Genomic DNA, 7,009 nt, shown 5'->3' with positions numbered 1-7,009 from the left:
ACAACGGCCAGTTCGCCATCCCTGGCTCTCGCTCGAAAGCACGTTGCTACGCAACTCTCGCCAAACCACACCGGGCAAGGGGCTTTGCTTGTCCAAAGCCCCTTGCATCCCCAAGGACACCCCGACGTAGCCGAAATCCCCGCTGGCTTATGAAGCAAATTGGCTACACTCAGGACTCGCCTCCTTGCTCGACCTTCGAGCCTCGACATCCCTGTCTCGGCTACGCCAATTTGCAACAACGCCAGCGGCGGCTCCGAAGGGGGAATTGGTGCAATTCTTCCCACACAGAGTTGTTTTGAGCTGCAGACATACGCCTATTTTCCAGGCATAGGCGGGACTGTGACCGTCGAAAACAAGGATGTTTTCGACGAGGCTACAGGGACGTATTCACGCCGTGTCACAGGATCGCCTGTGCATAAGCCTGCGGCAGGCAATGAGAAACATCCGTCGCCGGAGGCCCTGCCAATACTAATTAGTAACTTTTAGCTGGAAGCTATGATAGCCGCTGTGCCAGCGGCCTAAAGTCGTGGAGCAAATGCATCCAAGCATAACGGCAGTACTCGAAAGCACGTTGCTGCGCAACTCACGCCGAGTCACAGGATTGCCTGTGCGAAAGGCGCACCGCAGGTGATGTGCATTGAGGCCTGAAGCTATATTAGCCTCAGTGGCAGGGCTCGCTATGTAGCAGACAATCTCTTGTGTTTATAAGACAATAGCGGTTTGGCAATAAGCCCCGCTATTGCCAAACCCTTCCTCAGTCGCGTGTCTGACCTGTGCCATTGACCAGGAATTTCTCCGTGGTCAATGACTCCAGTCCCATGGGGCCGTAGGCATGCAGCTTGGTGGTGGCGATACCGATTTCGGCACCGAGCCCAAGCTCGCTGCCGTCGCTGAAGCGCGATGAGGCGTTGACCATCACCACAGAGGCATCGACCCCTTGCTGAAACTGTTGCGCCGCTTGCTGGCTTTCGGTGCAGATCACCTCGGTATGGTGGCTCCCGAAGCGGGCGATATGCTTCATGGCATCCGCCAGCGAGTCGACCTGGCGTACGGCGATTTCCAGGCTCAGGTATTCCTGGCCGAACTCCTCTTCCGTCAGCACAGTGGCCTGGTCGAAGAAGGGCGCCGCCTTCTCATCGGCATTGATCTTCACCCCCTTGTCGGCCAAGGCCTGAGCGGCGATAGGCAGCCATACTTTGGCGATATCCTTGTGTACCAACAGGCCTTCCAGGGCATTACAGACGCCGGTGCGCTGGGTCTTGCCGTTGAGCAGCAGGTTGAGCGCCTTTTCCACATCGGCATCTCTGTCGACATAGAGGTGACAAACGCCTTTAAAGTGCTGGATAACCGGGATTTTAGAGTTGTCGCTGACAAAGTTGATCAGGCCTTCGCCGCCTCTTGGGATCACCAGGTCGATGTAGTCGCGCTGCTGCAACAGTTCCAGCATCAAGGCGCGGTCGGGATCCGGCACCACGGATATCAGTGCGGTTGGCAGTTTGAACTCCTGCAGTACTTTGTGCAGCACTTTGGCTATCGCCAGGCTGGAGTTGAGCGCCTCTTTACCGCCGCGCAGTATTACCGCGTTGCCCGATTTGAAACACAGCGCTGCGGCATCCGCGGTCACATTGGGGCGCGCCTCATAGATCATACAGACCACCCCGAGCGGCACTCTGAGCTTGCTTATCTGAATACCGTTGGGACGGCGGCCCAGCTCGCGGCGCTGCCCCACGGGATCGTCCAGCTCGACTATGGTGTCAATGCCACTGGCCATGGCGGCGATCCGCTCTGGCGTCAGGGTCAGACGGTCGAGCATGGCTTCGCTGAGACCTGCGCTGCGGGCCGCAAGGAGATCTTCCTCATTGGCCTTGAGAATATTGTCATTTTCAGCGAGAAGCGCCCGGGCCATCGCTTTCAGCACCTGATTTTTGGTTTGGGTATCTATGAGTGCCAGCTCCCTGGCCGCCTTGGCCGCTGAGCTTGCCAGTGTGGTTATCAGACTCATTTGGGTCCTCCTTTGTTCGTTGCGCTACTCTGGTGGCGGGCCGCTGCTATTTCTCCAGTTGCGGCGTTTTACTGAGTAGGGCGATATCTTTTTCCGAGACTATGCCGCCCAGGCTGTCGGTGAAGCTGTCGGCCAGTTCAGGGTCTTCCTGCTCGGCGATAAAACTCAGCAGGCTGCTGCTGTAGTTGCTGCGGGCCTTGGCCAGACGGGTGCCGTCGTCGCTGCGCAGCAGTATGGTATCGCCGGCGGCAAAGTTGCCTTTGACCTCAAGTACTTCATTGCTGGAAAGCTCGGCGCAATTCTTGGCGCTGTCCATCACCTCATCGGCGGCGACTATCACTTCCCCTTGAGCCCTGACAGTGTGGGTCAGCCAATGCATCCGCTCCTGCAACGGAGTTTCGGATGCCCGGAACAGGGTGCCGGGATTGCGACCCGACAACAGGGCATTAAAGCTCTCCTCTTTGAAGCCGTTGACTATATAGGTATCAATGCCGTGGGAGCTGGCCTTTTCTGCCGCTTCTATCTTGGTACGCATGCCGCCGGTGCCGACATCGCTGTGACTGCCGCCGGCCATGGCATAGATGGCGGCATCGATTTTATTGACCTCGGGCAGCAGCTCGGCATCGCTGTGCAGATGCGGGTTCTTGTTGTAGAGGCCATCAATATCCGAGCAGATCACTAAGGTATCTGCGTCGGCAGCGGCAGCCACCATGGCCGACAGGTTATCGTTGTCACCCACCTTGAGTGCATCTGTGGTGACGGTATCGTTTTCGTTGAGGATCGGCAGTATGTCGTGATCCAGCAGGGTAAACACGGTTTCTCTAATCGACAGGTAGCGCTCTCTGTCGCGCAGATCGCCATGGGTCAGCAGAATTTGCGCCGTGGGAAAGTCGAAAAACTTATCCCAGGTCGCCATCATCTCAGTCTGCCCGGCCGCGGCCATGGCTTTTTTCAGTACCACTTGGGCCTCTGGACTATTGGCTTCACTGCCCGGTTTGAGCGGAAATCTGTGGGCTCCGGCGGCAATTGAGCCGGAAGAAACCAGTATGGTCTGAATGCCTTTAGCGCGGCAGCGCACAATGAATTGGGCTATGGCCAGCAGATAGCGCGAGCTACAGCCCTGTCTGTCAGGGGCAATCAGGGCGCTGCCGACTTTTAAAACAATTCGTTGCCTTGGTTGCTTATTCATAACTTCCTTAACCTGTTTGAGGTGTTACTTCGAAGCGGATTGGGGATTGAAGCTAGACCCGGCGTCTGCCACCGGGTCTATAACGGGATTTGTACTATCCAGCTATCAGCCGACCTGCTGCAGCTTTTCCCGGGTAGCGTGGAAGGTCTTCTGCACTGAGTGTGAGGGATCCTGGCTAAAGTGGCTGACCAGCACTATGGCCGTGGAGCTTATGATAAAGCCGGGAACTATCTCGTAGATCACGCTGGAGAGTGTCTTGCCATCGGGCAAGACAGGCAGCAGGATCCACAGCAGCACAGTGATGGCGCCGGTGAGGATACCGGCGACGGCACCCGAGTGGGTCATCTTCGACCAGAACAGACTGAACAGCACCAGTGGCCCGAAGGCGGCACCGAAACCGGCCCAGGCGTTACTCACCAGTGACAATATGCTGCTGTCGCTGTCCAGTGCCAGTAAAGTGGCCACGGCAGCAACGGCAAACACCCCGAGGCGACCTATGTTAACCAGCTTCTTCTCGTCTATGTCCTTGTGGAACACGGCGCGGTAGACATCCTCTGTCAGCGAACTGGATGACACCAGCAACTGTGAGGAGATGGTGCTCATGATGGCCGCCAGAATCGCCGCCAGCAGGAAGCCACTCACCAGAGGGTGGAACAGAATTTCCGAGAACAGAATAAAGATGGTTTCCGGGTCCTGCAGCCCAGGGTGGAACTTGTTGACATAGGCGACACCGATAAGGCCTGTGGCCAGGGCGCCGAGTATGGTCACCAACATCCAGCTCATGCCTATGTTGCGGGCCGTCTTGATATCTTTCACCGAACGAATGGCCATAAAGCGCACTATGATATGTGGTTGACCGAAATAACCCAGTCCCCAGGCCATGCTGGAAACAATCGCCAGCAGGCTCATTTTCTCCACAGATTCAGACAGAGGCACTATGGTGTGATTGGCCTGCGCCATCATCTCAGTGCCATTGTTGAACTCCTGAAAAGCCACTATAGGCACCATCACCAGGGCGACAAACATAATACAGCCCTGCACAAAGTCGGTCATACTGACGGCCAGAAAGCCCCCCAGCAGGGTGTAGGCCACCACCACTGAAACAGTGATCACCAGGCCTAGCTGGTAACTCAGGCCGAAGGCGGATTCAAACAGTTTGCCCCCGGCGACCAGACCGGCAGAGGTGTAGAGAGTAAAGAAGAGTATGATCACCGCTGCAGAAATCATCCGCACCGAGCCGTTTTTCTTCTCGAAGCGCTTGCTGAAAAAGTCCGGCAGTGTCAGGGCGTCATCTGCTTCCTGGGTATAAACCCTGAGCCTGGGCGCTACCAGCAGATAGTTGAACCAAGCGCCGATAAGCAGGCCAAGCGCAATCCAGATGGTGTCGAAGCCGATAACAAACATGGCACCCGGTAGACCCATCAGCATCCAACCACTCATATCGGAAGCGCCGGCCGACAGCGCCGTGACCTGAGGGCTGACCTGACGGCCGCCGAGAATGTAGCCCGAAATATCATCGGTAGAATTGCGATAGGCAAACAGGCCTATCGCCAGCATGACCACAAAGTAGATGGCCAAAGAGATATAACTCGAATAATCCATAGATTAGTGCCCGTTATTGCCAGTGAAGGCTTGATTGAGTTTTTGTTTGCAGAATGGGTACAGGTAGGTTGAGAGTACGAGCCAGAAACACCCTAATTGGATCAGGTACTTGGCTTTATCTCTGAGGCTGATTTGGTAGCGTGAAAGATGACTGTCAGACTCCTGTGAGCTGTTGGCATTCATCGTGATTCTCCTTCCTTAAGTTTCATCTGAAGTTGGGCTAGCGAAAAACCACTTGAAGGCTAACCAATCTATTGATTAGTGTTCAAATGGTTTTTGTTCGAACGATATTATTCATGTTTATCAGAAAATGATCAAGTTTATATCTGAGTGGAATACTAGGTTTTAAACTGGATTTAAATGAGTATTTTCATTTAAATTAGTTGTTTATGTTGTGGTTTTTTTAGTTTTCTCAATTTTTAATATATTGCATACAATTATAAGGCATGCGATAGGTTCGATATTTGAGCTATAACAATTTTCTGATTTGGTTCTGAAATAAACCGGAAATAATTAGGGTTTAAAATTAATTTGCGATAGCGTCGGCGTCTGCCAAGCGAACCACTGCAAATCCGTGTAACCCCTGGGGGCAGATCTCCAGTCCCAATCCGATAGACTCCTCAAAATAGCGCTTGAACTATAGGCGTTTTTATATATGATTTAGCGTATATCTGTTTATCCATATATTTTCCAGATTACTGAAGGTGCTCATTTGAGTGGCCAACTGAAACGGCAGATGTATGGCTGGCCGAACATTGGCCTTAAGGAGTGGCATTTATCATGGAACTAACCATTTTTTTCAAAGCCTTGGCCGATGAAACCCGGCTGCGCAGCCTGCTGTTGATCCTGCAGCAGGGAGAGCTTTGTGTCTGCGAGTTAACTGAGGCCCTGGCCTTGAGTCAACCGAAGATCTCCCGTCATTTGGCGCAGCTGCGAACTCAGGGGCTGTTGCAGGACAGACGCCGGGGCCAATGGGTGTTTTATCGTCTCAGCCCCGAACTGGCACCCTGGTGCGGGCAGTTGCTGCGGGACACACTGACGGCCAACCCTGGCTTTATTGCTGATGAGCTGACTCGGCTGGAGGCCATGGCCTCGAGGCCGCAAGCTTGCTGTTGAAACCGGCCGGGATCTATCACTTGAGCGCCGGAAGTTAACCGCCGGGGGACCGGAGAGGGGGATGTATGGGAATTTTTGAACGTTGGCTCAGCCTGTGGGTAGGGCTGTGTATTTTAGCTGGGATAGCGCTGGGTTATCTGGCACCTAATGTATTTGCCGCGGTGGCGGCGCTGGAATACGCTCATGTCAATCTGGTGATCGCCGTACTTATCTGGGTGATGATCTATCCCATGATGGTGCAAATTGACTTTTCCGCTATCAAGGATGTTGGCCGAAATCCCAAGGGATTGCTGCTGACGCTGGTGATCAACTGGTTGGTGAAGCCTTTTACCATGGCGCTGCTCGGCTGGCTCTTCTTTCGTTTTCTGTTTGCCCCTTGGGTAGAGCCGCAAACAGCGCAGGAGTATATCGCCGGGATGATACTTCTCGGAGTCGCTCCTTGTACCGCCATGGTGTTTGTTTGGAGCCAACTGACCAGGGGCGATGCCAACTACACTCTGGTGCAGGTATCGGTCAATGATGTAATCATGATTTTTGCCTTTGCACCACTGTCGGCGCTGCTGCTGGGGGTGAGCGATATTCAGGTGCCATGGGAAACCCTGATTCTATCAGTGGCTTTGTATGTATTGCTGCCTCTATTGGCGGGGATCTGGACTCGCAAACACCTCAATAGCCGGCCAGAGGCGATTACGGCCTTGCTGTCCAGACTCAAGCCCTGGTCGATATTGGGGCTGCTGCTGACTGTGGTATTGCTGTTTGCATTGCAAGCCGAAACCATAGTGGCCCAGCCGCAAAATATTGTGCTGATAGCTATTCCACTGTTACTGCAGACTTACGGTATTTTCCTGCTGACCTGGTGGTTGGCGAAGCGTTTGCGCCTGCCCCACAACATAGCCGCTCCGGCTTGCATGATAGGGGCATCCAACTTTTTCGAACTGGCGGTTGCCGTGGCTATCTCCCTCTTTGGTCTGCACTCGGGAGCGGCGTTGGCCACAGTCGTTGGGGTACTGGTGGAAGTGCCTGTGATGCTATCCCTGGTGGCATTTGCCAATCGCCGCCGCGGTAACTGGCCAGCGGCCAACAAGTTAACGGAGAACTGA

At 54.2% G+C, this 7,009-nt stretch carries 5 protein-coding genes; 2 read left to right on the top strand and 3 right to left on the bottom strand.

Translation table 11 applies throughout. The annotated features are described in order from the left end of the window. Nucleotides 1-754: 754 nt before the first annotated feature. The 3 genes from ACF8D4_RS12835 to putP all read right to left on the bottom strand — a co-directional run bounded on the left by ACF8D4_RS12835 (nucleotide 755) and on the right by putP (nucleotide 4,793). Nucleotides 755-2,002, bottom strand: a complete 1,248-nt coding sequence (locus tag ACF8D4_RS12835; protein WP_044733610.1) for a glutamate-5-semialdehyde dehydrogenase — start codon at nucleotides 2,000-2,002, stop codon at nucleotides 755-757. 46 nt (nucleotides 2,003-2,048) lie between these two features. Then, nucleotides 2,049-3,191, bottom strand: a complete 1,143-nt coding sequence (gene proB, locus ACF8D4_RS12830) for a glutamate 5-kinase (RefSeq protein ID WP_044733611.1) — start codon at nucleotides 3,189-3,191, stop codon at nucleotides 2,049-2,051. A 105-nt stretch (nucleotides 3,192-3,296) separates the two neighbouring features. Continuing rightward, nucleotides 3,297-4,793 carry a sodium/proline symporter PutP gene (gene putP, locus ACF8D4_RS12825; RefSeq protein WP_044733612.1) on the bottom strand — a complete coding sequence of 499 codons (1,497 nt, stop codon included), beginning with the start codon at nucleotides 4,791-4,793 and terminating at the stop codon, nucleotides 3,297-3,299. A 780-nt stretch (nucleotides 4,794-5,573) separates the two neighbouring features. Here putP and ACF8D4_RS12820 point away from each other — a divergent pair. Both ACF8D4_RS12820 and arsB read left to right on the top strand, forming a co-directional pair. Continuing rightward, nucleotides 5,574-5,909, top strand: a complete 336-nt coding sequence (locus tag ACF8D4_RS12820) for a metalloregulator ArsR/SmtB family transcription factor (protein WP_208170528.1) — start codon at nucleotides 5,574-5,576, stop codon at nucleotides 5,907-5,909. Between the two features lie 65 nt (nucleotides 5,910-5,974). Beyond that, nucleotides 5,975-7,009 (top strand): ACR3 family arsenite efflux transporter, encoded by a 1,035-nt coding sequence (arsB, locus tag ACF8D4_RS12815; RefSeq protein WP_028779634.1) that lies wholly within the window; start codon nucleotides 5,975-5,977, stop codon nucleotides 7,007-7,009.

This window comes from Shewanella sp. YQ_9, assembly GCF_043103185.1.
Taxonomy (GTDB): domain Bacteria; phylum Pseudomonadota; class Gammaproteobacteria; order Enterobacterales; family Shewanellaceae; genus Shewanella; species Shewanella algae.
Note: the sequence above shows the minus strand (reverse complement) of the source record. Positions and strands in the feature narration are given on the sequence as shown.